The organism is Alistipes sp. AM16-43 (genome assembly GCF_003435745.1).
GTDB classification, from domain to species: Bacteria; Bacteroidota; Bacteroidia; order Bacteroidales; family Rikenellaceae; genus Alistipes; species Alistipes onderdonkii.
Genome location: NZ_QTUQ01000003.1, coordinates 522,474 through 547,397, shown reverse-complemented (window position 1 = coordinate 547,397; position 24,924 = coordinate 522,474). Strand labels below are relative to the sequence as shown.

Annotated in this window: 32 protein-coding genes; 7 read left to right on the top strand and 25 right to left on the bottom strand. The window is 58.6% G+C overall.

What is annotated here, in order from left to right; all coding sequences use genetic code 11:
* Nucleotides 1–211: 211 nt before the first annotated feature.
* The 6 genes from DW189_RS08250 to DW189_RS08225 all read right to left on the bottom strand — a co-directional run bounded on the left by DW189_RS08250 (nt 212) and on the right by DW189_RS08225 (nt 5,618).
* On the bottom strand, nt 212–2,002 hold the full coding sequence (locus DW189_RS08250; protein ID WP_117507463.1) for a CotH kinase family protein: 1,791 nt from the start codon (nt 2,000–2,002) through the stop codon (nt 212–214).
* Between the two features lie 245 nt (nt 2,003–2,247).
* A complete protein-coding gene (locus DW189_RS08245; protein WP_022332144.1) occupies nt 2,248–2,499 on the bottom strand; it encodes a hypothetical protein in 252 nt (83 codons plus the stop codon).
* Between the two features lie 179 nt (nt 2,500–2,678).
* A complete protein-coding gene (locus tag DW189_RS08240; RefSeq protein ID WP_117507462.1) occupies nt 2,679–3,149 on the bottom strand; it encodes a hypothetical protein in 471 nt (156 codons plus the stop codon).
* Nucleotides 3,149–3,658, bottom strand: coding sequence for a hypothetical protein (locus tag DW189_RS08235; RefSeq protein WP_022332142.1), 510 nt, complete (start codon nt 3,656–3,658; stop codon nt 3,149–3,151). The genes DW189_RS08240 and DW189_RS08235 overlap by 1 nt, the downstream gene beginning before the upstream one ends.
* Nucleotides 3,655–4,371 (bottom strand): bifunctional demethylmenaquinone methyltransferase/2-methoxy-6-polyprenyl-1,4-benzoquinol methylase UbiE, encoded by a 717-nt coding sequence (ubiE, locus tag DW189_RS08230; RefSeq protein ID WP_032134947.1) that lies wholly within the window; start codon nt 4,369–4,371, stop codon nt 3,655–3,657. The genes DW189_RS08235 and ubiE overlap by 4 nt, the downstream gene beginning before the upstream one ends.
* Before the next feature lie 2 nt (nt 4,372–4,373).
* Nucleotides 4,374–5,618 (bottom strand): ABC transporter permease, encoded by a 1,245-nt coding sequence (locus DW189_RS08225; RefSeq protein WP_117507460.1) that lies wholly within the window; start codon nt 5,616–5,618, stop codon nt 4,374–4,376.
* Between the two features lie 222 nt (nt 5,619–5,840).
* On the opposite strand from DW189_RS08225, the gene DW189_RS08220 reads away from it, so the two are divergent.
* From DW189_RS08220 to tpiA, 7 genes are all read left to right on the top strand, one after another.
* On the top strand, nt 5,841–6,587 hold the full coding sequence (locus tag DW189_RS08220; protein WP_117507458.1) for an SDR family NAD(P)-dependent oxidoreductase: 747 nt from the start codon (nt 5,841–5,843) through the stop codon (nt 6,585–6,587).
* 6 nt (nt 6,588–6,593) lie between these two features.
* On the top strand, nt 6,594–7,361 hold the full coding sequence (locus DW189_RS08215) for a zinc metallopeptidase (RefSeq protein WP_022332138.1): 768 nt from the start codon (nt 6,594–6,596) through the stop codon (nt 7,359–7,361).
* Nucleotides 7,362–7,368: 7 nt separating this feature from the next.
* A complete protein-coding gene (locus DW189_RS08210) occupies nt 7,369–8,976 on the top strand; it encodes a hypothetical protein (RefSeq protein ID WP_117507456.1) in 1,608 nt (535 codons plus the stop codon).
* Nucleotides 8,973–10,478, top strand: coding sequence for an MBOAT family O-acyltransferase (locus tag DW189_RS08205; protein WP_117507454.1), 1,506 nt, complete (start codon nt 8,973–8,975; stop codon nt 10,476–10,478). The genes DW189_RS08210 and DW189_RS08205 overlap by 4 nt, the downstream gene beginning before the upstream one ends.
* 156 nt (nt 10,479–10,634) lie before the next feature.
* Nucleotides 10,635–11,294 (top strand): phosphatase PAP2 family protein, encoded by a 660-nt coding sequence (locus tag DW189_RS08200; protein ID WP_022332135.1) that lies wholly within the window; start codon nt 10,635–10,637, stop codon nt 11,292–11,294.
* Between the two features lie 66 nt (nt 11,295–11,360).
* Nucleotides 11,361–13,082, top strand: coding sequence for a lysine--tRNA ligase (gene lysS, locus DW189_RS08195; protein ID WP_022332134.1), 1,722 nt, complete (start codon nt 11,361–11,363; stop codon nt 13,080–13,082).
* A 38-nt stretch (nt 13,083–13,120) separates the two neighbouring features.
* Complete coding sequence (gene tpiA, locus DW189_RS08190; protein WP_026318480.1) at nt 13,121–13,879, top strand: triose-phosphate isomerase; 759 nt, start codon at nt 13,121–13,123, stop codon at nt 13,877–13,879.
* Between the two features lie 399 nt (nt 13,880–14,278).
* Here the strand turns inward: tpiA and rplQ are convergent, their stop codons facing one another.
* From rplQ to rplN, 19 genes are all read right to left on the bottom strand, one after another.
* Entirely contained in the window at nt 14,279–14,884 is a 606-nt protein-coding gene (rplQ, locus tag DW189_RS08185) for a 50S ribosomal protein L17 (protein WP_022332132.1), read from the bottom strand.
* Nucleotides 14,885–14,886: 2 nt separating this feature from the next.
* Complete coding sequence (locus tag DW189_RS08180; RefSeq protein WP_022332131.1) at nt 14,887–15,879, bottom strand: DNA-directed RNA polymerase subunit alpha; 993 nt, start codon at nt 15,877–15,879, stop codon at nt 14,887–14,889.
* Between the two features lie 23 nt (nt 15,880–15,902).
* Complete coding sequence (gene rpsD / locus DW189_RS08175) at nt 15,903–16,511, bottom strand: 30S ribosomal protein S4 (protein WP_018696449.1); 609 nt, start codon at nt 16,509–16,511, stop codon at nt 15,903–15,905.
* Between the two features lie 49 nt (nt 16,512–16,560).
* Nucleotides 16,561–16,950, bottom strand: coding sequence for a 30S ribosomal protein S11 (rpsK, locus tag DW189_RS08170; protein ID WP_022332130.1), 390 nt, complete (start codon nt 16,948–16,950; stop codon nt 16,561–16,563).
* A gap of 13 nt (nt 16,951–16,963) precedes the next feature.
* Nucleotides 16,964–17,344: a 30S ribosomal protein S13 gene (gene rpsM / locus DW189_RS08165; protein WP_018696450.1), complete on the bottom strand. Its 381-nt coding sequence runs from the start codon at nt 17,342–17,344 to the stop codon at nt 16,964–16,966.
* 37 nt (nt 17,345–17,381) lie between these two features.
* Entirely contained in the window at nt 17,382–17,498 is a 117-nt protein-coding gene (gene ykgO, locus DW189_RS08160) for a type B 50S ribosomal protein L36 (RefSeq protein WP_010262443.1), read from the bottom strand.
* 20 nt (nt 17,499–17,518) lie between these two features.
* Nucleotides 17,519–17,737, bottom strand: coding sequence for a translation initiation factor IF-1 (gene infA, locus DW189_RS08155; RefSeq protein WP_009597667.1), 219 nt, complete (start codon nt 17,735–17,737; stop codon nt 17,519–17,521).
* Between the two features lie 6 nt (nt 17,738–17,743).
* Nucleotides 17,744–18,520, bottom strand: coding sequence for a type I methionyl aminopeptidase (gene map, locus DW189_RS08150; protein ID WP_032134872.1), 777 nt, complete (start codon nt 18,518–18,520; stop codon nt 17,744–17,746).
* Nucleotides 18,521–18,552: 32 nt separating this feature from the next.
* Nucleotides 18,553–19,929, bottom strand: a complete 1,377-nt coding sequence (gene secY / locus DW189_RS08145; RefSeq protein ID WP_018696452.1) for a preprotein translocase subunit SecY — start codon at nt 19,927–19,929, stop codon at nt 18,553–18,555.
* A 21-nt stretch (nt 19,930–19,950) separates the two neighbouring features.
* Nucleotides 19,951–20,397: a 50S ribosomal protein L15 gene (rplO, locus tag DW189_RS08140; protein ID WP_055203784.1), complete on the bottom strand. Its 447-nt coding sequence runs from the start codon at nt 20,395–20,397 to the stop codon at nt 19,951–19,953.
* Between the two features lie 28 nt (nt 20,398–20,425).
* Entirely contained in the window at nt 20,426–20,665 is a 240-nt protein-coding gene (gene rpmD / locus DW189_RS08135) for a 50S ribosomal protein L30 (RefSeq protein ID WP_022332128.1), read from the bottom strand.
* A gap of 14 nt (nt 20,666–20,679) precedes the next feature.
* Nucleotides 20,680–21,198, bottom strand: coding sequence for a 30S ribosomal protein S5 (rpsE, locus tag DW189_RS08130; protein ID WP_018696455.1), 519 nt, complete (start codon nt 21,196–21,198; stop codon nt 20,680–20,682).
* Nucleotides 21,199–21,204: 6 nt separating this feature from the next.
* The gene (rplR, locus tag DW189_RS08125) at nt 21,205–21,567 is read right to left on the bottom strand and encodes a 50S ribosomal protein L18 (RefSeq protein ID WP_117507452.1); all 363 of its coding nucleotides are present in this window, start codon (nt 21,565–21,567) and stop codon (nt 21,205–21,207) included.
* 16 nt (nt 21,568–21,583) lie between these two features.
* Complete coding sequence (gene rplF, locus DW189_RS08120; protein WP_022332126.1) at nt 21,584–22,171, bottom strand: 50S ribosomal protein L6; 588 nt, start codon at nt 22,169–22,171, stop codon at nt 21,584–21,586.
* 24 nt (nt 22,172–22,195) lie between these two features.
* Complete coding sequence (gene rpsH / locus DW189_RS08115) at nt 22,196–22,594, bottom strand: 30S ribosomal protein S8 (RefSeq protein ID WP_022332125.1); 399 nt, start codon at nt 22,592–22,594, stop codon at nt 22,196–22,198.
* A gap of 759 nt (nt 22,595–23,353) precedes the next feature.
* Complete coding sequence (gene rpsN / locus DW189_RS08110; protein WP_022332123.1) at nt 23,354–23,650, bottom strand: 30S ribosomal protein S14; 297 nt, start codon at nt 23,648–23,650, stop codon at nt 23,354–23,356.
* A gap of 3 nt (nt 23,651–23,653) precedes the next feature.
* Entirely contained in the window at nt 23,654–24,214 is a 561-nt protein-coding gene (gene rplE, locus DW189_RS08105) for a 50S ribosomal protein L5 (RefSeq protein WP_022332122.1), read from the bottom strand.
* Nucleotides 24,214–24,537 (bottom strand): 50S ribosomal protein L24, encoded by a 324-nt coding sequence (rplX, locus tag DW189_RS08100; RefSeq protein WP_117507450.1) that lies wholly within the window; start codon nt 24,535–24,537, stop codon nt 24,214–24,216. The genes rplE and rplX overlap by 1 nt, the downstream gene beginning before the upstream one ends.
* A 20-nt stretch (nt 24,538–24,557) precedes the next feature.
* Nucleotides 24,558–24,923: a 50S ribosomal protein L14 gene (rplN, locus tag DW189_RS08095; protein WP_018696462.1), complete on the bottom strand. Its 366-nt coding sequence runs from the start codon at nt 24,921–24,923 to the stop codon at nt 24,558–24,560.
* Nucleotide 24,924: the final 1 nt, after the last annotated feature.

Below are 24,924 nucleotides of genomic sequence, written 5' to 3'. Positions count from 1 at the left end.
GGTAATGTTTGTGTTCGTGCAAATATAGGTTTTTTTGGCATAACATACACCGCTGCATGTTCCCTGCCGGACGGGACTCCCCGCCCGGAGTCCGCCCGGCATATCGAACCCTGCGCATCGGGAGAGGGGGGGGGTACCCACAGGCAGCAATCCGCAGCCGGGATGCCCCGGGAAAAACAGGGCGGCATCCTGTGCCGCCCTGTCCGTTGCCCTAATCCTGAAAAGAGGCCCGGTCGAGCCAGTCGAGACGCGCCGTCAGCCACTCCTTCATCGCCCGAACCTCCTGCCGGAACGCGGTTTTCACCTCGCTGTCCGCCGCTCCCTCCGGTTTCAGGTTATGCCACAGCCGGTTATCCTCGACGACCGAAGCCTCGGCATAGGCGGCCTCGCCGTCCACCTGCGCCAGGATGACGGCGAGGTTGGACTTGAAATAGCCGATGCGTTCCTTGACTTTCCGCACGAAGGCCGGATCCTGCAGCATCCGCTCGAACCACGGCGATTCGCGGTTCCAGTACCCTTCGGGGCCGCGCCCGTCCGTACCGTTCCACTTCGTATTGCCCATGCAGATGTCGAAATCCCAGATCGGCCCCATGTTCAGCTTCCCGCCGGGCGCGATATTCATATAGCAGCTCGTATAGAGCGACGCGTCGTTGGTCTTGGTGATCTCGCTGATCACGTACCAGTCCACATACGTATCGACGTTCAGGTACTTGGCATACCCCGTTTCGGGATCGGCGAAATCCGCACCGTAGAGGGCATTCTCCGCTTCGTCGACGTAATTCCTGATCCATTCGTATTGCGGGCTCCCGGGCTCCACGTCGGGGTCTTTGATATTCATCAGGATACGCTCCGTGCGGAAATAAACATCGTCCGGGCTCAGGCGGTCGAGCTGGTCGGCCTCGAGCAGGTATCCCTCGTCGGTCACGTTCACCCGGTCTTCGGAGATCTTCATGTGCTCGCAAAGCTGGTAGGTGCCGTTGTAACGGTCATTGAGGAAAACATCGACGAAATGGGTGGTCGGCGTAAACTCCAGACAGCTCAGGCGGCCGATCGCATAGGCCGTCGCATTGCGTATCCCACAGGCGTTGTCCATATAGTTGGCCAGCAGCACCCACGACTTGTCCTTGGGTTCGCCCAACAGGGACTGTTTCTTGCCGAACTTCAGCCGGTAAGGTTTCTTCGGCATGCCCCACGTACTGTTCCCGCGCCCTTTGATAGTGACATTTCCCTTGTAGACACTGCTCGGGCGCAGCCCGTTGTTATCCACGATCTTAAGCGAAGCGGCCACATATTCCTCCTTCGAGACGACCGGTATGCCGCCGGTATCGATATAGACCACGGGCAGCCCCGTGAAGCTGACCAGGCTGACCCTGTACTCCCGCTCCTCGCCGCCTTTGTTCCTGACCGTCAGCACGACCGGGCCCGAAAAATCCACCTCGGTTTCTCCGCTGGCGATCTCCTGCGACCCCATATAAACCCCCTCGCCTTCGAATTCGAACTCGGGGACGAGCACCTTGTTCTCCACCACGAATGAAGTCCTGCCGGAAATAATGCCGTCACCGACCTCCAGCACCACATCCTGCGGCAATTTCGCCGCATTCGCCGCCGTCCGGAACCGGAACGACTTGATGACGGGCGAGAGTTCTTCCGCGGCCCCCTGCGTCACCGTAACGGTTTTCACCGTCCCGTCCGCCCCCGTCAACGTAATCAGTGCCTCACGGCCCTCGAGGGAGTTGTTGCCATCCACGCCGACCTTAAAGGTCTTTCCCTCGCACGGCTCGTTCAGGACATCCGCGCCCAGCACGTAACACCACTCGGCACTGACCCGGAGGCGCCATTGCTGCGGGCAGGAAACCACCAGGTCGAGGGTCGATTTCCCGGCCGGGAAATCGAGGGTTTCCGTAGATAACCGTATTCCGGGAGCGGGGTCGTCGCCCTCTCCGCACGCCTGCAGGGCAAAGAACACCGCCAGCGCGGCAACGATGCCGATCAGTTTTTTCATAATTCTAAATTTGAGATTAAGTCGAGGCACAATTGAAACCCGTAAAAATCAAAACTACACAAATATAACCATAATTATGAAAAAACGCGGCACATGTCAGAAATAATAAACAAGCCGCAACTGCCTGTCGTCAGAAGCGGCTGCAAGGCACCGCCACCCCTTCGCAGGATTCCGGCCGGGCCGGGAAAACCGGGCACAAAAAAAGGGGATTCTTTCGAATCTCCCTCACTCTCATGCCCGACAATTTATTTGTTGCAGCATGCATCTTCAGCTTTCTCGGCGCAGCACGACTTGGTCGAATCGCACTTCTCGGCGCAGCAGGATTTGGTCGAGTCACATGCCTCGGCATCGCACTTCGCGTCGCAGCCGGCGCAAGCCGAAGCTTCGGTCGCAGCAGCGGCAGCCCCGCTCTCGGCAGCCTTCTTGTTCGAATTACCGCAGCAGCTTACCATTGCTACGGCAGCCATGACAACAACAAAAGAAAAAATCTTTTTCATAAGCGTTAAAGGTTTAATTATTAGTTATTCTGTAACGTCGCAAAGATATATATTCGTAAGAATATTGCAAATAAAAATTTCCGATATTTTCAAGGCGTGCGTATGTTTTTGGCAAGCAGGGGCATAGGCTGCCCGCAGACCGTGCCACGCGCCGAAAACGGAGCAGGGAATCCAACCTTTCAGTTCAAAAGGTCTGCCATGGAGAACTCCTCGCTCTTCACGAATGCCTTGGGGAATGTCGATGCGATCTTACCCTTCAGGATGATGGCCTCCTCCGCCGTCAGGCAGTTTCCCACCACGACCTTGAAATAGGGATTCTCGTATACCGGGTATACCATGATCCCGGGATAGGTCTCCTTGAAAAGGGCTTCCGCGGCAAAGGCCCCGGCGCGGGCATCCTGCCCGTTGTCGAAGAAGATGCAGACCCTGTAACCGCGCAGCCGCAGGCGCTGCCCTCCGCGCGAAGCGTCGTCGACAGCCTTCTCCGCATCGCCGTACTCGGTAACGGTGACCCTGGCCGTGCCGAACGCAGCGTCGGAGACCACCGGGGCGGACAGGCGCTCCTTGAAGGCATCGAGCGACTGCGCCCGCAGCGGAGCGAAAGCCGCCGCGGCGAAAATCACCGCTATGAAAGTCGTCAGTCTACGCATTACTCGTCCAGATAGTTTTTCACGTCCTGCAAGGACAGCCCAAAGATATTCAAAAATTCCGACAACGGCACCATCTCTTCCGAATTTTTTACCGAAGCTGGCCCCCCGCGCCCCTCGACCGCAAACGAAACGGCGACCTGCGAAATATCGTCCTCGCGGATTTTTTTCACCATCACGTAATAGGCCATCGGGTCGGTAGTTCTCACGCGCCACAGCGACGTAAAACTTCCGGTCGTCCGGCGCGGCACCTCGACACGGCCGTGGAGGATGATGCTCATCACGCGGCTCCCGGCGTAGAAGAGATCGACCTTCGCACGCTCCAGCACCAGTTTGTACCCCGTGCCGTTCTTCACGCGCACTACGGCCTCGGCGCCGCCCATCCCCTTGCGTTCGACCTTTTCGACCGCTTCCAGACGGATATTGCGCCGGGCCTTCTCGACCGCCCGGCGGCACGAAACCATCGGCAGCACCATCGCCGTGAGCAATATGCAGTATAACCATTTCCTCATCGCTGGCCGGTATATATCTGCGCGATCCCGAAACTCTGGCTCCGGGCCCGGCAGCCGCGGAACCCCGCCCGCTCCATCATGGACATGAACTCCGCGGGCGCAGGGAACTCCCCGACCGAGGCAGGCAGGTATTCGTAGGCACGTTTGTCCTTGGACACCATGCCGCCGATGCGCGGCAGTATCTTATAGGTATAGAACTCGTACAGCACCCGGAACAGCCGGTTGCGGGGACGCGAGAACTCCAGTATAACGACCTTGCCCCCGGGTTTTATTGTGCGGGCCATCTCGCGCAGGCCGGCCTCCAGGTCGCCGAAGTTGCGCACGCCGAACGCTACGGTCACCACGTCGACCGAAGCGTCCGAGACTCGCAGGTGCTCCGCGTCGCCCACATCGAGCACGACCCGCTCGTCGAGGCCGCGGGCGGCGACCTTGCAACGCGCCACGTCGAGCATCTTTTCCGAGAGGTCGACGCCCAGCACGTGCACGTCCCGTATGCGGCGTGCCATCTCGATCGCCAGGTCGCCCGTTCCGGTCGCCACGTCCAGGATACGGTGCGGGCGGCTGCGGCGCACGATGCGCACCACGCGGCGGCGCCAGATGCGGTCGATGTTCATCGAGAGCGTATGGTTCAGCAGGTCGTATTTGGGTGCGATGTTGTCGAACATTTCGCGCACCTCCTCCTTCTTGGTCTGTCCGGTGTTATAGGGTTTCACGGTCATTCGTAACGGATTGATTCGTCGGGTTTCACGGTCGATACTATATAGGTCGGCACCACGAGCAGCGCGACGATCGCCGCCACGGCACCGGCATTCAGCGCCAGCCACCAGCCCCACCCCAGCGAAATAGGGACTTCGGAGAGCAGATACCCCTCGGAGCTAAGCCGCACGACATGGAAATACCGCTGCACGAAGCACAGCCCCAGCCCCACAGCATTCCCCCACGCCAGGCCGCGCAGGGTGATGAACGACGCCCGCCACAGGAACACCTGCCGCAGCTGGCCGTTGCGCATGCCGAAGGCCTTGAGCAGGCCGATCATCCGCGTGCGTTCGAGCACGAGGATCAGCAGCGCCGAGGTCATGTTGAAAAAAGCCACCACGAGCATGATGACGATTATCACGGCGGCATTCACGTCGTGCGCCTTGAGCCAGTCGAAGATGCTGGCATAAAGTTCCGTCACGCTCGTGACAGCCAGGTTCGCCGTGGCGTCGTCCTCGTCGTAGAGGAGCGTATGCCCCAGCCTGCGGGCGAAATCGTCCGCCCCGGCCAGATCGTCGGTAAAGACCTCGTATCCCGAAATCTCGTCCGGCGCCCAGTCCGAGAGGCGCTGCACGTTGCGCAGGTCGGTCAGGATGACCGTGTTGTCCATCTCGTCCATCCCCGACGAGTAAATCCCCGCCACCTTGAACCGGTCGCGGCGCGGCGTGTCGCCGGCCTCGACGAAGAGCATCTCCACACGGTCGCCCACGCCGAGCATCAGCCGGTCAGCCAGGCTGCGCGAAAGCAGGATGTCCTTCGTGCGGATCGAATCCCCCACACGGGGCAAATCCCCGTCGACGAGCCATCCGCGGAAGGCCGACCAGTCATAGGCCGTATCCACCCCCTTGAGCATCACCTCGCCCACGGCGTCGGCCGTACGGACGATGCCGCCCTTGACGGCATACGAAGCCATCGAAGCGAATCCCCGGGTCGAGCGGATCAGCCCTTCGGTGCGGGCGCTGCGGCGCACGGGCTCCGAATCGAGCGTCCCGACACCCCGCACGTCGGTCACGACGGCATGCGCCGCAAAGGCTGTTACCTTGCGTGCCACCTCGTACTTGAACCCCATGATCACGGCCATGGCCAGGATCATCACTGCCACGCTCAACGCCACGGAAATCACGGCGATACGCTCCATCACCCCGGGTTTGTTATCCGGGGTGTGCTGCGCCGTCCGGCGGGCGATGAAAAAGGCAAGGTTCACGGCTGCTGAATTTGCTGGAAAATTTATGCAAAGAAACACAATTATTTCGTATTTTTGTCCGAAATAACCCAATTAATTGGAAGCCCCGCTTCGTGCAGGCGGGATCCGGGGGGGGGCACGGACACGGAGCCCGGCAGCTCCGGGAACGGCCGAAGGCAAACCGGGCACCCCCAAGGGACAGCTTCCGACATGGGTCGACACAAACATATTCACGTTATTCGGATGAAAAAACAGGCTTTGGTCACAGGGGCCACATCGGGCATCGGACGCGCCACGGCGCTCCGGCTCGCGGCGGAAGGCTACGACATCATAGCGACGGGGCGGCGTAGCGAAAGGCTCGAATCGCTCCGCCGCGAAATCGAGGCGGCAGGCGGCCGCTGCACGACGCTCACGTTCGACGTCCGCAGCGAAGAGGCCGTGCGCCGCAATCTCGAACCGCTCGGGCGCGTCGACCTGCTGGTCAACAACGCCGGGCTTGCGGCCGGGCTCGAACACATCGACAAGGGGGATCCGGCCGACTGGGACGCCATGATCGACACCAACGTCAAGGGGCTGCTCTATGTCACGCGCGTCATCACCCCCAAGATGGTGGCCGCAGGCGGCGGACACGTCTTCAACATCGGGTCGATCGCCGGCACAGAACCCTACGAGAACGGCGCCGTATACTGCGCTTCGAAGCACGCCGTGCACGCCATCTCGCAGGCCATGCGCGCCGACCTGCTCGCCAGCGGCATCAAGGTGACGGAGATCCGTCCGGGCATGGTCGAGACGGAGTTCTCCGAGGTGCGCTTCCACGGCGACAAGGAGCGCGCCGACCGGGTTTACGACGGCGTCGAGCCGCTCACCGGCGATGACATCGCCGAGGCGATCGCATGGGCGGCACAATTACCGGCCCATATGACCGTTAATGAAATGGTACTGATGCCCTCGCAGCAGGCGGGCGCATATTACACACACAGAAAAAACTAAACGACTATGACACACATGCTTTTCACCCTGCTCCAGGCAGGATACTACGCCGAACCGGCCTCCGGTGCGGCACACTATTCGGCGGCGACGATGGGAATGTTCGTCCTGATCATCGTCATCGGTATCGCCGGCTATGCCGTGCAGGCACGCCTGCAATCGGTCTTCCGCAAATATTCTAAGGTACAGTTCCCCGGCGGCCTCACGGGCGCCGAGGTGGCCGAGAAGATGCTCCGCGACAACAACATCCATAACGTCAAAGTGACGCACGTGGGCGGCAACCTGACCGACCACTTCAACCCGCAGACGATGACCGTCAACCTGAGCGACAGCGTCTATTCGTCGACGAGCGTCGCAGCGGCAGCCGTGGCGGCGCACGAGTGCGGGCACGCCGTGCAACATGCCCGGGGCTACGCACCCCTGACGCTGCGCTCGCAGCTGGTACCCATCGTGCAGTTCTCCTCGACCGCCGCCACGTGGGTCATCATCCTCGGACTGGTGATCCTCGCCACGACGCAGAACGAACTGCTGTGCTGGATCGGCGTGGGGCTGATCGCCATGTCGGCGGTCTTCTCGCTGGTGACGCTTCCCGTCGAATACAACGCCTCGGCACGCGCGCTGGAATGGCTGCAGGTCAGCCGCACGATGCAGGGCGCACAGCTCGCACAAGCCCGGGAAGCCCTCTCGTGGGCAGCGCGCACCTACCTCGTAGCAGCCCTCAGCGCCATCGCCTCGGTGCTTTACTACGTCTTCCTGATCCTCGGACGACGCGACTAAACGGCCGATGAATACCCCCGAAAAAGACTACTCCCACCGGGGATGGATCGCGGCCCTGGCGCTGATCGCAGTGCTTGGGGCCGTGAGTTTTATCCCCCCGCAAAGCCTCGGCGGCGTCAAGCTCCGCCGGGCCAACATCCTGTCGGACATCCTGTCGTTCGAGGACGCCGCGGCGGAAGCCGCCGAACCGGCGCTCTTCGACGAGGACGATTTCCACGTCGACATGGCACAGGTCGCCCGGCGCATCGAGGCCGAGCGCATCGAAGCGGACACAGCGCCCCGCCCCGTGCAAACCACCTTCGAATGGCTGCTGCGGCAGGACAGCTCCGGCCGCAGGGCGGTAGTCCCCGACACGGTGCGGCTCAACCCGGCGCTCGTGGCGATCGAGCAGTTCGCCCCGGCCGATTCGGGACGTCTCAGGGCATTCTACGACACGCTGCTCTATGCCCGCCGTCCGGTGCGCATCGCCGTACTGGGCGACTCGTTCATCGAGGGCGACATCCTCACGGCCGACCTGCGCGAGAAACTGCAACAGGCCTACGGCGGGGGCGGCGCGGGCTTTGCCCCGATGGCATCGCCCCTGACGGTCTTCCGGCGCACGATCAAAACCCAGTCGAAAGGCTGGACGGCATACAACATCATGCAGCGCAAAGCGGCGCCCCAGAACCTGCGCGGCCACTTCTTCGTCTCGGGCTGGGTGTGCCAGCCCTCGGAGGGCGCCTCCACGCGGTGGGAAAACACCGACTACCGGCAGCAGCTCGACTCCTGCACCGCGGCACGGGTGTTCTTCATCAGCCCCGGCGACAGCCGCATCGAACTGACGCTCAACGATTCGCTCCGCCGCGAATTCGAGGTCGAAGGAGCCGCCGCCGTCCGGCAGGTCACGGTCACGGCGCCCCATATCCGTTCGCTGGCATTCAAGGTGAACTCCGGGACGGAAGGGTTCATCGGCTACGGCGCTGTCTTCGAAGCCGACGGCGTCGTGGTCGACAACTACTCGGTGCGCAGCAACAACGGGCAGGCGATGTTCTGGACGAACCCGTCGGTCAACGCGCAGGTCAACGACCTGGCGGGTTACGACCTGGTGATCCTGCAATACGGGCTCAACATCATGCAAACGGGGGTGCACAACTACACCAACTACGCCCGACAGATCGAGAAAATGGTCGTCTACGTACAGCAGTGCTTCCCCACGGCGGCCGTGCTGGTACTGGGCGTGAGCGACCGTTCGGTGAAGACCGACGCAGGCTTCGAACCCATGGATGCCATCCCCTACATGCTCGACTACCAGCGCGGGGCTGCGGAAAACACGGGCGCGGCATTCTGGCCGACCTGCGACGCCATGCGTTCGCTGGGCGGCATGGAACAGTTCGTCGCCAACGGCTGGGCCGGCAAGGACTACACGCACATCAACTATGCCGGCGGGCGCCGCGTGGCCTGGTCGCTCGTCGATGCGATCAACGCCGGGGCATACGAAGCCCATGCCGCCGCGGAAGCCGCACGCATCCGCCGCCAGGCCGAGCAGGCCGTACTCGACAGTGTCCGTCTGCTGAAGATCGACCGGGAGCTGCGGCCCGTCTCCGCAATCGGAAACCTCAACACACCCCGGAAATGACACTCCCCGCAACGGACGGCATCCTGGAAAAACTGCAGGCGCTGCTCGCGTACGACGCCTCTTCGCCGCTGATTTTCAGCAGCGGGCTGTTCCTGTTCCTCTTCGCCGGGTTCATGCTCATATACAATGCTTTCCGCCGTGCGCCGATGGCCCGTATCGTCTACGTCATCCTTTTTTCGCTCTATTTCTACTACAAATCAAGCGGCATCTATTTCCTGCTGCTCATCTTCGCCGCCACGAGCGACTTCCTGATCGCGCAGGGCATCTACCGCGTGCGGAGCCGCGCCGCGAAACGGTGGCTCGTCGTACTGAGCGTCATGGTGAACCTCGGGATGCTGGGATATTTCAAATACACCAACTTCCTGGTCGACATCGCCAACCAGATGTTCGGGCAGGGGTTCCTCCAATTCCAGAACATCTTCCTGCCGGTCGGCATCTCGTTCTTCGTGTTCCAGTCGATGAGCTACACGATCGACATCTACCGCGGACAGCTCAAACCGCTCGGCAACTGGTGCGACTACCTTTTCTACCTCTCGTTCTTCCCCCAGCTGGTCGCAGGCCCGATCGTCCGGGCCCGGGACTTCATCCCCCAGATCCGCCGCAACCCGGTCGTCGTGACGCGCGAAATGTTCGGCACGGGAGTCTTCCTGATCCTTACGGGACTCTTCAAAAAGGCGATCATTTCGGACTACATCTCGCTCAATTTCGTCGACCGCATCTTCGACGAGCCGCTGCTCTATTCGGGCTTCGAGTGCCTGGCGGGCATCTACGGCTATGCCTTGCAGATCTACTGCGACTTCTCGGGCTACTCGGACATGGCGATCGGCATCGCCCTGCTGCTGGGCTTCCGCTTCCCCAAGAACTTCGACGCCCCGTACAAGTCGGCCACCATCACCGAATTCTGGCGCAGGTGGCATATCTCGCTCTCCTCGTGGCTGCGCGACTACCTCTACATCTCGCTGGGCGGCAACCGCAAAGGCAAACTGCGCACCTACGGCAACCTGCTCGTCACGATGGTGCTGGGAGGGTTGTGGCACGGTGCGGCGATCCGCTTCATCCTCTGGGGCACGCTGCATGGCGTAGCGCTGGCGCTGCATAAACTGTGGATGGCCGTCGTCCCGGGGGCCAAGGCTTCCGGGGCGCAGATGCACTGGTGGAACCGTGCGCTCGGCGTCGTCTTCACGTTCAACCTCGTCTGCCTGGGCTGGCTGATGTTCCGCGCCGAGTCGATGCAGACCGTCGAACTGATGCTGCACCAGATATTCTTCAACTTCAACGTCCCGATGATCCCGCAGGTCATCGCGGGCTATGCGGGCGTCTTCGCCCTGATCGGTGCGGGCTACCTGCTCCACCTCATGCCGGGCTGCGTCGACCGCGCGGCACAGCGCCTGGTAGCCAACGCCCCGCTGGTATTGCAGGTAGTGATGGCCGCCGCGATGATCTGGTGCGTGATGCAGATCAAATCGAGCGACATACAACCGTTCATCTACTTTCAGTTTTAAAATGCGTATGACGGCCGCCTTGCATCCCGGTATGTTCTTCCCGCGGCCGACGGCCGTGTTTACAAGTCCGACCCGCCCCGACCCTCTCCCTCGGGAGTGGCGTCCCGCAATGCGGCAAAAACAGCCCACAGCCATTTACGACAAATCCATTGACCTATGTATACCTTCGACCACGGCCTGTTCATGGCCCTCAATTTCGACGGCGGCACGGCCCTCGACCGCGTGATGCTCACCATCTCGGGCACGGCGATGTGGCTGCCGCTCTATGCATTGATCCTGTGGCTGGTATGGCGCCGCAGCGGCTGGCGTGGCATGCTGATCTTCCTGGTACTGATGCTTCTCGCCCTGGGGCTGTCGGACATAGTTTCGGGCATCTTCAAGCATAACGGCCTGCTGGGCGACATGCTGCCGCAGTTCGAACCGCGCCCGCGGCCGATGTTCACCCCCTCGCTCGAAGGGCTGGAGATCACGCCCGATTCGCTGCGCGCCCTGCGCCGTGCGGCAATGCCGCATGATTGGGCAGTGCACGTCCCGCCCGAGGCCGTAAGCGGCATGTACGGCACCGTCTCGGCGCACGCGGCCACGATCGTCGCGCTGGCCGTACTCTCGTGCGGTGCGATCCGCCGCAAGTGGTTCACCGCCCTGATGGTCGTCTGCACCCTCGTCATCTGCTATTCGCGCATCTACCTGGGCAAGCATTTCCCGATGGATATCGTATGGGGCACGCTCGTCGGCCTGGGACTGGGCTACGCCGCCCTGCGGGGCTACCTCAGGCTGGCACAGAGCCGGAACAGACGATTCACCCACCCCGGCTGAAGCATATTTGCGCAGAATTTATTAACTTTGCACGGTCAATAGTCCAAACATTCAAAAACACAAGATATGAGCATCGAACTCAGTGAACAGGAACAGCTCCGGAGGCAGTCGCTTGCAGCCCTGCGCGAGCTCGGCATCGACCCCTATCCCGCCGCCCGCTATGAAGTGACGGCCACGGCACGGGAGATCGCCGACAACTACGACGAGGCCCGAGGCAACTACCAGGACATTCGCATCGCAGGCCGCATCATGTCGCGCCGCATCATGGGCAGCGCCTCGTTCTTCGAATTGCAGGATCACACGGGCCGCATCCAGGTCTACATCCGCCGCGACGACGTCTGCCCCGAAGGAGACCCCACGCTATACAACACGGTGTTCAAGAAACTGCTCGACATCGGCGATTTCATCGGCGTCGAGGGCTTCGCGTTCCACACCAACACGGGCGAACTGTCGGTGCACTGCCGCAAGTTCACGGTGCTCTCGAAGTCGATCCGCCCGCTGCCCGTCGTCAAGGCCAAGGACGGCCAGACGTTCGACGCCTTCACCGACCCCGAAGTCCGCTACCGCCAGCGCTACGTCGACCTGGTGGTGAACCCGCAGGTGCGCGACGTATTCGTCCGGCGCGCCAAGATCGTCGCCACGATGCGCCAGTTCTTCAACGAGCGCGGCTACGTCGAGGTGGAGACCCCGATCCTGCAGCCGATTCCGGGCGGCGCCTCGGCACGCCCGTTCATCACGCACCACAATGCGCTCGACATCGACCAGTACCTGCGCATCGCCAGTGAGCTGTACCTCAAGAAACTGATCGTCGGCGGATTCGACGGCGTATACGAGTTCGGCAAGAATTTCCGCAACGAGGGCATGGATCGCACGCACAACCCCGAATTCACCGTCATGGAGATTTACGTGGCCTACAAGGACTACCTCTGGATGATGGAGTTCACCGAGCAGATGCTCGAACGGGTGGCCGTGGCCGTGAACGGCACGACGGAGCTGACGCTCGACGGCAAGCAGATCTCGTTCAAGGCACCGTTCCGCCGCCTGACGATGACCGACGCCATCCGCGAGAAAACGGGCTACGACATCACGGGGCAGAGCGAGGAGCAGCTCCGCGAAGCCTGTAAGCGCCTCGGCGTCGAGATCGACGACACGATGGGCAAAGGCAAACTGATCGACGCCATTTTCGGGCAGTACTGCGAGGAGGAGTTGATCCAGCCCACGTTCGTGTGCGATTACCCGCGCGAAATGTCGCCGCTCTGCAAGCGCCACCGCTCGAACCCCGACCTCACGGAGCGTTTCGAACTGTTCGTAAACGGCAAGGAGCTGTGCAACGCCTACTCGGAGCTCAACGACCCGATCGACCAGCTGGAACGTTTCCAGGAACAGTTGCGGCTGAGCGAAAAGGGTGACGACGAAGCCATGTTCATCGACATGGATTTCGTACGCGCACTGGAATACGGCATGCCGTCGTGCTCGGGCATGGGCATAGGCATCGACCGCCTCACGATGTTCATGACCGACCAGGCTTCGATCCAGGACGTGCTCTTCTTCCCGCAGATGCGCCCCGAAAAAAAGGTCGTGAACGACCCCGTGGAGAAATACACCGCCGCCGGCATCCCCGAAGAGTGGGTGCCCGTGATCCAGAAAATGGGGTACATCACGGTCGAGGCCTTGAAGAAACTCGCCCCGGGCAAGTTCTTCAACGACCTGTGCGGCTTCAACAAAAAGAACAAGCTCGGCCTGAAGGCCCCCTCGATCGAGGAGGTCAAAAAATGGTGCGAGGAATAACGTGACAATTCGGATTTTAACAATAAAAACCTAAGAAAATGAGAAAGAAAATTGTTGCCGGCAACTGGAAGATGAATACGCTTCCCGCCGAAGGTGTAGAACTGGCCAAAGGCATCGTAGCCGGCCGCGGCGAGGTATGCTCGTGCGTCAACTTCATCGTGTGCCCCCCCTTCACGCACCTTTCGCAGGTCGCCGAAGCACTCAAGGGTTCGGACATCGCCCTCGGGGCACAGGACTGCGCCACGGAGGCCAAAGGCGCCTATACGGGCGAGATCGCCGCTTCGATGATCGCGGCGCTGGGTTGCAAATACGTGATCCTCGGCCACTCGGAGCGCCGCCAGTACTACGGCGAAACCTCCGCTACGCTTAACAAGAAGATGGCGCAGGCTTACGCCAACGGCCTGACCCCGATCTACTGCGTAGGCGAGAACCTCGAAGAGCGTGAGGCCGGCAAACACTTCGACGTGGTGAAGGCCCAGATCGAGGAGGTGGTTTACAACCTCACCGAAGAGGAGTACAAGAACCTCGTGATCGCATACGAGCCCGTATGGGCTATCGGCACCGGCAAGACCGCCTCGGCCGAGCAGGCACAGGAAATCCACGCTTACATCCGCCAGGTGCTGGCAGCCAAATTCGGCGCGGCAGCACAGGATACCGCCATCCTCTACGGCGGTTCGTGCAAGCCCTCGAACGCACCGGAGCTCTTCGCCAAGGAAGACGTCGACGGCGGCCTGATCGGCGGCGCAGCCCTCAAGGCCGAGGATTTCCTTGGCATCGGCAAAGGCTTCGCGAAATAAACCGACTCCGACACACAGAACGAATCCCCGGAACGTTGCATGTTCCGGGGATTTTTTCAAACTTTCCTTGAAAACCATTGGCCCGCACGAAGCCGGAAGAGGGACATGAAAGCGGAAAGTCCCGATAAGGGCACCATTGCCCAAGTCTATCTGCTCCGCCCGGTACTCCCGCACCTCCGGGCACGGATACCCAAGGTCGAAAACATAAAGATGCCGGTCGCCTACGGGATCGAAAAGCCCAGGTTCGTCCGTCCGAACCGGCAGGCAACCGCCCTCCCCGGCAAACAAGCAACCGATACCCGGCCAAAAAGCAGGGCTGACGACAAGCCCCGGCATCCCGGACAAAAAAAGGGACGACCCACATCGGGGTCGTCCCTTTTTCTGACAGCAGACGCGAATTTACATCTTCTTGCCTACGTTGGTTTTCTTGGCAACCTTCGGGGCTGCAACCTTGGCAGACTTCGGAGCCGCGGGCTTCGCAGCCTTCGGAGCGGCAGCCTTTTTAGGTGCGGCCTTCTTGGCTTCGCCTTCCACGACCGTAGCCTCCTCGACCGCATCGGTCTTCTTGGCTGCGGGCTTGCGCGAACGGCGCGTCTTGGGCTTGGCTTCGGCAGCAGCTGCGGGAGCGATGCCCAGCGTGTAAGCGTCGTTGAAGTCAACGAACTCGATGATGCACATGTCGGCAGCATCGCCCAGACGGAAGCCGGTCTTCAGGATGCGGGTATAGCCGCCCGGACGCTCGGCGATCTTCGGAGCGATGGTGCGGAACAACTCGGTTACGGCCTCTTTCTGCTTGAGGTACGAGAAGACGATGCGGCGCGAGTGCGTCGAGTCATCCTTCGACTTGGTCACCAGCGGTTCGATGAACTGGCGAACGGCCTTGGCTTTGGCAACGGTAGTCTCGATACGCTTGTGCAGGATGAGCGACGAAGCCATATTCGACATCAACGCTTTACGGTGTCCTGCCTGGCGGCCAAGGTGGTTGAAATTCTTATTGTGTCTCATAATTAATCTTTGTCAAGTTTGTAGATTGATACGTCCATACCGAACTTCAGGTTGAGCGAGGTCAGCAGCTCGTCGAGCTCCGTGAGCGATTTCTTACCGAAGTTGCGGAACTTCAGCAGGTCGTTGCGGTTGAGCTTCACGAGATCCCCCACGGTGTCCACGTCGGCGGCTTTCAGGCAGTTCAGGGCGCGGACGCTCAGATCCTGATCCGAAAGCTTGGTCTTCAGCAGCTGGCGCATGTGGAGTACATCCTCATCGAACTCTTCGGTACCGTTGGTATCCTCCATGTTGACGGTGATCTTCTCGTCGGAGAAGAGCATGAAGTGCTGGATAAGGATCTTTGCAGCCTCTTTCAGAGCCTCTTTGGGGTGAATCGACCCGTCGGTAGTAATCTCCAGGTTCAACTTCTCGTAGTCGGTCTTCTGCTCGACACGGTAGTTGTCGATGGAATACTTTACGTTCTTGATCGGCGTGAAGATCGAGTCGATCGGGAGGGTGCCGAACTCGCACTCGGCGGGGGTATTCTCCTCTGCCGAAACGTAGCCGCGCCCCTTGCCGATCGTGAGGGTCATCTGCATCTTCGTGCCGGGCGCGAGGTGGCAGATCACCAGATCGGGGTTCAACACCTTGAAGAACGAAAGGTAATTTGAAATATATCCGGCAGTCAGCTCCGTCACACCCGCAACGTTAATGGAAACCTTTTCGGCATCCTGATTATCGACTGTGCGGATAAAACGAACCTGCTTCAGATTGAGGATGATGTTCAACATATCCTCCATCACGCCGGGGATAGCGGCAAACTCGTGGTCGACACCGGCTACCTTGACAGTCGTGATTGCGTAACCCTCGAGCGAGGAGAGCAGAATACGACGCAAAGCGTTACCGACAGTCATACCGAACCCGGGCTCCAGCGGTCGGAATTCGAACTTTCCGAACGACGAAGTGGATTCAAGCATAATAACCTTTTCAGGTTTCTGGAATGCTAATATTGCCATAATATATTCAGTTTGTTTGATTACTACTTCGAGTACAACTCGACGATGAGCTGCTCCTTGATGTTCTCGGGGATCTCCTCGCGCTCGGGCTTCTGCAGGAACTTGCCGCTCATCGAGGCATTGTCCCACTCAAGCCAAGCATAGCGGCTCTTCGAACCGCCGGCCAGAGATGCCGAGATCACTTCCAGGCTCTTCGACTTCTCGCGAACGGACACCACGTCACCCGCACGCAGCGAGTACGAGGGGATGTTCACGACGCTGCCATTCACGCAGATGTGGCAGTGCGAAACGAGCTGGCGGGCAGCTGCACGCGTCGGGGCGATACCCAAGCGGTAAACAACATTGTCCAGGCGGCATTCGAGCAGCTTCAGCAGGTTCTCGCCCGTGATACCGCCCATACGCGCAGCCTGATCGTAGGTACGTGCGAACTGCTTCTCGAGCAGGCCGTACGTATACTTTGCCTTCTGCTTCTCGCTCAACTGCGTGCCGTACTCCGACACCTTCTTGCGCTTACGCGCCAGACCGTGCTGTCCGGGAGGAAAGTTGCGTTTCTCAAGCACCTTGTCCGCCCCGTAAATAGCTTCGCCGAACTTTCTGGCGATCTTCGATTTTGGTCCTATGTATTTTCCCATTGTTCTGACTTTTTTAAAACCTTAGAAATATTCCTTACCACGACACCGATTATACGCGGCGGCGGTTAGGAGCACGGCAACCGTTGTGCGGCAGCGGCGTAACGTCGATGATCTCCATCACCTCGATACCGGCGCCGTGGATGGTACGCACGGCCGACTCACGACCGGCACCCGGGCCCTTGACATACACTTTTACCTTGCGCAGGCCCATATCGTAAGCGACCTTTGCGCAGTCGGCCGAAGCGGTCTGTGCGGCATACGGAGTATTCTTCTTCGAACCACGGAAACCCATCTTACCGGCCGAAGACCAGCTGATGACGTCACCCACCTCGTTGGTGATGGTGATGATCACGTTGTTGAAAGTGGAGTGAACATAGGCATTGCCCAGGGCACCGACCTTAACAACCTTTTTCTTAACTGTTCCAGTTTTCTTTGCCATAATTCTCTAAAGATTACTTTGTTGCCTTTTTCTTGTTTGCGACAGTCTTCTTGCGGCCCTTGCGGGTGCGTGCGTTGTTCTTGGTCGACTGACCACGAACGGGAAGACCCAGGCGGTGACGGATGCCGCGGTAACAGCCGATATCCATCAGACGCTTGATGTTGAGCTGGACGGCCGAACGGCATTCGCCCTCGACTTTGATACCCAGATCAGCGATCGTCGAACGGATCGCACCGACCTGGTCGTCCGACCAATCCTGGACTTTGAGGTCGTAGCTGATGCCAGCGACCTCGAGAATCTTGCGGGCCGTCGAACGACCGATACCGTAGATATAGGTCAGGCCGATCTCGCCCCTTTTATTTTTTGGTAAATCTACACCGACTATACGTGCCATATAAAATCTTTTTCTTTTTTACTAAACCGTTTAAACATTACCCTTGGCGCATTTTAAACTTGGGATTCTTCTTGCAAATGACGTAGAGTTTCCCCTTACGCTTCACAATCTTGCAATCCTCGCTTCTTTTCTTGATGGATGCTTTTACTTTCATGATTTTCAAGCAATCTAATGTTATTTGTACCGGAAAGATATACGCCCCTTCGTCAGGTCATAGGGCGTCATCTCCACTTTTACCTTATCTCCGGGAAGGATCTTGATGTAGTGCATACGCATCTTCCCCGAGATGTGGGCGGTGAGCACGTGGCCGTTGTCCAGCTCGACGCGGAACATCGCGTTGGACAGGGCTTCGATAATCGTACCGTCCCTTTCAATAGCAGCCTGTTTTGCCATAGAGTCTTACTTGTTTATTGCCTGTTCGATGATACTAAAGTCCGTCAGCACGTCGGGCCCGTCCTTACGAACCGCAACGGCGAACTCGTAGTGCGCCGCGGGTTTATGGTCGCGCGTGCGGACTGTCCAGCCATCCCTTTCAAAAACCACCGCTTTGGTACCCATATTTATCATGGGCTCGATACAGATGACCATTCCTTCCTTGAGGAGCGGCCCCCTGCCGCGTGCTCCGTAATTGGGGACACCGGGGTCTTCGTGCATTTTCCGACCCAACCCATGTCCTTCCAATTCCCGCACCACACCGTAGCCGAAACTTTCGGCGTACTCTTGCACGGCTGCCGACACATCGCCTACGCGGTTGCCGGCCTTAGCCTGTGCCGTACCTTTATAAAGCGCCTCTTTGGTGACCTCCATCAGCTGCCTAACTTCCCCGGCAACCTCTCCAACGGCGAACGTATACGCCGAATCACCAACAAACCCCTTCATAAACGTACCGCAATCGACCGAAACGATGTCGCCCTCCCTGAGGACGCATTTCGAGGATGGGATACCGTGAACTACCTGTTCGTTTACCGATATACACAACGAAGCGGGAAATCCCTGATACCCGAGGAAGGCGGGAACTGCTCCGTGTGCGCGGATAAAATCCTCGGCAACCGAGTCCAAAAACTTGGTGGTGACACCCGGCCGGATGTGGCGACCCACTTCCGCCAGTGTCTTCGACACCAGGATGTTGTTCTCGCGGAGCAGCTCTATCTCCTCGTCTGTCTTTAAATATATCATTCTCTTCGTTAAGAACTCTTCGGGAAAAACTCCTAATGACGACCCTGGATACGCCCGGTCTTCATCAGACCATCGTAATGACGCATCAGCAGGTAGCTCTCGATCTGCTTCAGAGTGTCGAGCACCACACCGACCATGATCAGCAGCGACGTACCTCCGTAGAAGTAGGCGAACGCCTGCTGAATGCCCAGGAACTTCATCGCCAGTGCGGGCAGGATCGCCACGATGGCCAGGAAGAACGAGCCGGGGAGCGTGATACGCGTCATGATGGTGTCGATGTAGTTCACGGTCTGCTTACCCGGTTTCACTCCCGGGATAAAGCCGCCGTTTCGCTTCATGTCATCGGCCATCATTTGGGGGTTGATGATAATCGCGGTGTAGAAGTAGGTGAACGCGATTACCAGCACTGCAAGCGTGAAGTTGTACCAGAAACCGGTCATCGAGCTGAAAGCAGCCGCGAAGGCCGTACCGGAGAACAGCGCCGGGATAAACATCAGAGCCTGCGCGAAGATGATGGGCATCACATTCGCAGCATTCATCTTCAGGGGGATGTACTGACGTACACCGCCGTACTGTTTGTTACCGACGATACGCTTTGCATACTGCACAGGCACCTTGCGGACAGCCTGTACCAGGGCGATCGTAGCCATGAAGACCAGGAACAGCAACACCAGCTCGAGGATAAGCATGATGGCGCTACCGCTAGCGGTCTGGAAACGCGCGTTGACCTCGGCCAACAGGGCGTGGGGCAGACGGGCCACAATACCGATCATGATTATCAGCGAGATACCGTTGCCGATACCCTTGTCCGTGATCTTCTCGCCGAGCCACATGATGAACATGGTACCGGCGATGAGGATCGTCGTCGCATAGGCTACGAAGCCGAACGAGTTGCCGTAAACGAATGCAGAGGGCACCTGATGGTACAGGTTGGCGATATACGCCGGGCCCTGGAGGATCAACACGCCGATGGTAAGGAAGCGCGTCCACTGATTCATCTTGCGGCGGCCGCTTTCACCTTCCTTCTGCATCTTCTGGAAATACGGGATCATCATACCCATGAGCTGGATGATGATGGAGGCGGTGATGTACGGCATGACTCCGAGTGCAAAGATGGCCGCATTGCCGAATGCACCGCCGGAAAAGACGTTCAACAGACCCAGAAGTCCGTTGCCGTCTAACTGGCTGGCAAGCGCCGACCCCTCGCCCAAGGCGTTGGGGTTGATACCCGGAATCACCACGAAACTACCCAAGCGGTAGACCAGCAGCAGCCCGATCGTGTAGATCACACGTTTGCGCAGCTCCTCGATCTTGTAGATATTCTTGAGCGTTTCAACCAATTTCTTGTTGGTCGCCAAAAGAGCGATTACCACTAAAAAGACGATACCAACAACGAGATACTGATTCATAATTTTCGGTTTCTAGGGTTCTTACAGTTTTTCGACGCTGCCGCCGGCTGCCACGATGGCCGCCTCGGCGCTCTTCGAGAATGCGTGAGCCTTCACGCTCAGCGCCTTGGTAACCGTACCGTTACCGAGGATTTTCACCTTGTCGTTCGACGAGATGAAACCTGCGGCCACGAGCGTGTCGACCGTGATCTCGGAGAGCGACTTCTTGGCTGCCAGCTCCTCGAGCGTCGAGAGGTTGATAGCCTTGAATTCGACGCGCTTCAGGTTGGTGAAACCGAACTTGGGAAGACGACGCTGAAGAGGCATCTGACCGCCCTCGAAGCCCAGTTTACGCGAGTAACCCGAGCGCGACTGCGCACCCTTGTGGCCACGCGTGGCCGTGCCACCGTGACCCGAACCTGCACCGCGACCGATTCGCTTGTCGTGGTGCGTTGAACCCTTTGCAGGTTTGAGATTATTGAGTTCCATCGTAAAAATTACTTCTTAGCTGTTAAACTTATTCTGCGGCCTCGGCAGCTTCGGCTTTCTTGGCCTTGGGTGCTGCAGCCTTCTTTACGGCTACCTCCTCTACTTTGACGAGGTGCTTCACGCGCTCGATCATACCCTTGATGATCGCCGAGTCGTCGTGCTCGACGCTCGCGTTGATCTTCTTCAGCCCCAGGGCGTCGAGGTTCTTGCACTGACGCTCGGTAGCGCCGATGCGGCTTTTGACCTGGGTGATTTTCAATCTTGCCATTTGTCTCTACAAAATTAACCGTTAAACACCTTGTCCATCGAGATGCCGCGCAGACGGGCGATGCTGTGTGCATCACGCAGTTCGCACAGGGCGCCGATGGTTGCCTTCACCAGGTTGTGGGGGTTCGACGAACCCTTGCTCTTGGCAAGCACGTTCTTCACGCCCACCGACTCCAGCACGGCACGCATGGCACCGCCGGCGATGATACCCGTACCGGGGGCGGCCGGGCGGATCATGACGAGCGAACCGCCGTAACGGAGCTCCTGCTTATGGGGAATCGTACCGTTGATAACGGGGATCTTCACCAGGTTCTTCTTTGCGTCCTCCACGCCCTTGGCAATGGCCGACTGAACCTCCGAAGCCTTGCCCAGGCCGTAGCCCACGACACCGTCCTCATTACCTACGACGACAATGGCCGAGAAACTGAATGTGCGGCCTCCCTTGGTTACCTTGGTAACACGCTGAATGCTTACGAGTCTGTCCTTAAGCTCGAGGTCGCTGGTGCGTACTTTCTTTATGTTGGTATTTGACATAATCGCTTAGAATTTAAGACCGCCTTCGCGTGCTGCTTCGGCCAGCTGTTTAACTCTTCCGTGATACAGGTAGCCGTTGCGGTCGAACGCTACGGTCGAAATGCCTTTGGCGACAGCGCGCTCGGCGGCCAGTTTGCCCACCAGGGCGGCCACGTCGCACTTGTTCTTGCCGGCGGCGGCTTCCGCCACCTCCTTGTCCAGCGAGGATGCCGTGGCCAGGGTCACACCTGCGAGGTCATCAATAAACTGCACGTAGATCTGCTTGTTGCTACGATATACAGTCATGCGAGGCTGTTCGGGCGTACCGCTCACGATCTTGCGGATACGCATCTTGATCCTCTCTCTTCTTTCTATCTTGTTCAGTGACATAACTCTAAACTATTTACTATTTAGCACCTGCTGATTTACCCGCCTTGCGACGCAGCTGTTCGCCGACGAACTTGATACCCTTGCCCTTGTACGGCTCCGGCTTGCGCAGCGAACGGATCTTGGCAGCGACCTGGCCGACGAGCTGCTTGTCCATGCTCTTCAGCGTTACGATCGGGTTGCCCTTCTTCTCCGTCACGGCCGTAGCGGTAACCTCCTTGGGAAGCATGAAATGCGTATCGTGCGAATAACCGAGGCTCATTTCGAGGATCTGGCCCTTGACTTCGGCCTTGAAACCGACGCCCACGAGCTCCTGTTTGATTTCATAACCCTTCGACACACCGACGACCATGTTGTTGATCAGCGCACGGTACAGGCCGTGCAGCGAACGGTGGCGGGGCTGGTTGGTAGGACGCGATACGAGCACGGCGGGAGCCTCGTTGCCCGTGTGAACGTCCTTGTGCGTGCCGACCTCTACCTTGATGTCCGAGTCAACTTTCTGGCTCAGCGTCCCGAGTGGCCCTTTCACGCTTACCACATTGTCGGCCGAAACCTCTACGGTAACGCCGGCGGGCAGGTTTACAGGTAATTTACCAATTCTTGACATTGTTCTTGCGTTTAAAAATTTCCGTTAGTAGATGTAGCACAGCACCTCGCCGCCCACGTTTTCCTTGCGGGCCTTGGCGTCGGTCATGATGCCTTTCGAAGTCGACAGGATAGCGATGCCCAGGCCGTTCAGCACGCGGGGCATATCGCCCACCGAGACATACTGGCGAAGACCGGGACGGCTCACGCGCTTCAGGTCTTTGATGGCGTTGCCCTTGGTGGCAGCGTCCCACTTGAGCGCGATTTTGATCGACGGGTGACCTTTCTCGTCGGTGTCGAATTTGTAAGCGAGGATGTAACCCTGCTCGTAAAGAATCTTAGTGATTTCCTGCTTAATTTTTGAGCCAGGAGCTTCAACCACCTTGTGGTTGGCTTTCACTGCGTTTCTAATTCTGGTCAGAAAGTCCGCAATAGGATCAGTCATAACGAATAGAAGTTAAAAATTAAAGTAATAAGTTAATTATTTGTCCCTCAGCGCCTTAAAGTCCTAGCAGGCTTACCGCCGCCTCGGATGTTTCGTTGTTTTGCGCCTCATTCCCAGCGCCTTCGCGCCCTTCGCACGGGAGTTACGCCCGGGGTATAAAGCGCGCAAATATACGTATAATTTCTCAAAAAACCAAGCTAACGCCCTGTTTTCGGCGTTTTTAGGCCCCGGCCCCGGAATACGGACAATGTTAGCACGGATGCGTTGCTAACATAACCCGTACAAATCCCCGGTCGGCACTACAGCCGATGACCCTTCGGAAGAGAGCCGCCGCAATCGGCGATACCCCTCCCCGGCCCTTCGGTCGAGAAATTTGTAACCAAATGCCTAACCCCTCGATTTCCGCCCCGCCGCCGAGAAGTTACCGCTTGCGGCGGCACTTTCCTCGACATTGCGACGTAACTACTCGGGTTCTGCACCCATATAAGCCCCGATTCCTTCGGAAAGAGGGAACGGCAGGCAGCCCAGCGGCCGCACCATCGTCCCGGCATTTCACCGTCCGGTACAGGAACTGCTCCTGTCCGGCCTTTTCCCACGGGCATACGCCCTCAGCATCCAGACTCGTTTCCGGGATTCTCCGCCGCCGCGCAGATCGGCACACCCGCACCTCCTGCGCCGGCCGCATCCCTGCGGCACCGGCCTCGCATCCCGGCAGAAAAACGGATTTTCGGATACCGGAATTCCCGGCATCCGAAAATATTACCAGCTTGCTTTCTTCACGCCGGGAATCAGGCCCTTCGAAGCCATCTCGCGGAACTGGATACGGCTGATGCCGAACAGGCGGATGTAGCCTTTGGGACGGCCCGTGATCTTGCAGCGGTTGTGCTGGCGGATGGGATTCGAGTTGCGGGGCAGTTTCGACAGTGCGATCCATGCCTCCTCGTGATCCATCTCACCGCTCTTCACCTTGGCAGCAATCTCCTCGCGCTTGTGAGCATAGCGGTTTGCGAGTTTCACGCGTTTTACCTCGCGTGCCTTCATTGACTCTTTTGCCATAGCTTATTGATTCTTTTTAGCGTTTTTGAAAGGGAGGCCGAATTCGCGGAGCAGGGCATACGCCTCCTCGTCGGTCTTGGCCGTGGTAACGAACGTAATCTCCATACCGAAGATCTTGGTGATCTTGTCGATGTCGATCTCCGGGAAGATGATCTGCTCGGTGATGCCGAGGGTATAATTGCCCTGGCCGTCGAACTTCTCATTGATACCCTTGAAGTCGCGGATACGGGGGAGCGCCACGGCGATCAGCCGCTCGAGGAACTCGTACATCTTCGTATCGCGCAGCGTCACGCGCACGCCGATCGGCATGCCCTTGCGCAGCTTGAAGTTGGAGATGTCCTTGCGCGAACGCGTCTGCACGGCTTTCTGGCCCGTGATCTGCGTCAGCTCGGCTTCGGCCACATCGATGAGTTTCTTATCGGCGACAGCCTGTCCCATACCCTGGTTGATAACGATCTTCGTGAGCTTCGGGCACTGCATAACGCTCGAGTAACCGAACTCCTTCATAAGGGCAGCTACGATCTGCTCCTTATACTGTGTCTTGAGTGTAGGTACGTATGCCATTATTTGATCTCCTCCCCTGACTTTTTAGCGTAACGGACTAATTTACCTTTTGCATTGAGCTTGCGACCGACTTTGGTGGGTTTACCTCCTTTGGGGTCGAGCACCTGCAAGTTCGATACGTGGATCGGCGCTTCTTTCTCGACGATACCACCCTGGGGGTTCTGCGCGTTGGGTTTGGTGGCCTTCTTGCAAAGGTTCACCCCCTCGACGATGGCACGCTGCTTTTCAGCTTCGACCTTCAGGACTTTGCCCTGCTGGCCCTTGTTGTCACCGGCGATGACCTGCACCATATCCCCTTTCTTAATATGTAATTTCACTGACATATCCGAAATTGTTTTTATGATTACAATACTTCGGGTGCGAGGGAGATAATCTTCATATACTGGTCGCGCAGCTCACGAGCTACGGGGCCGAATATACGAGTACCGCGCATTTCACCCTGGTTGTTAAGCAGCACCACGGCGTTGTCGTCGAAACGAATGTACGAACCGTTGGCACGTCTGATTTCCTTGGTCGTTCTTACGACGACTGCTTTCGACACGGCACCCTTCTTGACATCGCCCGAAGGAGTCGCGCTCTTGACAGCCACCACAATCTTATCGCCGATAGATGCGTAGCGGCGTTTGGTACCGCCCAGCACCCGGATGCAGAGAACTTCCTTTGCACCGCTGTTATCAGCTACTACGAGTCTACTTTCCTGCTGTATCATA